This is a genomic window from Acetomicrobium sp. S15 = DSM 107314, assembly GCF_016125955.1.
GTDB classification, from domain to species: Bacteria; Synergistota; Synergistia; order Synergistales; family Thermosynergistaceae; genus Thermosynergistes; species Thermosynergistes pyruvativorans.
The window spans coordinates 1-328 of record NZ_JADEVE010000281.1 but is presented as its reverse complement, the minus strand read 5'-3'; the positions used below and the strand labels follow the sequence as shown (position 1 = coordinate 328).

General features: G+C 58.2%; 1 protein-coding gene. It reads right to left on the bottom strand.

All coding sequences use genetic code 11. From position 1 onward, the window contains the following. Nucleotides 1–196, bottom strand: a 196-nt coding sequence (locus EZM41_RS13785) for a hypothetical protein (protein ID WP_446697828.1), incomplete at its 3' end; no start/stop codon positions are given. Between the last annotated feature and the right edge of the window lie 132 nt (nucleotides 197–328).

The window sequence follows — 328 nt, the reverse complement described above, 5'->3', positions numbered from 1 at the left end:
GAGAAAGAAGGCCAAGCCTCTGAATCTCATCTAAGGCTTCCGCCACAGAACGTCCCTCTAAGGAGGGCACCTCCACGTTCCTACCGCCGATAAAGATCGCATAAAACGAAGCTAAACCCCGACATAGTGGGGTTGGTAGAGTCAGACGGCGGGTCTTATAGGCAAAATGGGGCAAGCCAGCCGGCCATCGTGGCATCGCGAATCGGAGGCCTTCCCGTTTTAATTGGCGGCGTTACCTGCGCTGCCGCGGGGACGACTTATGGCCTCAGCAAGCTATCGATGGAGGCGGTTCCGCGCTGCGGCGTTGTCTCCGCCTCTCTCTTCGTGG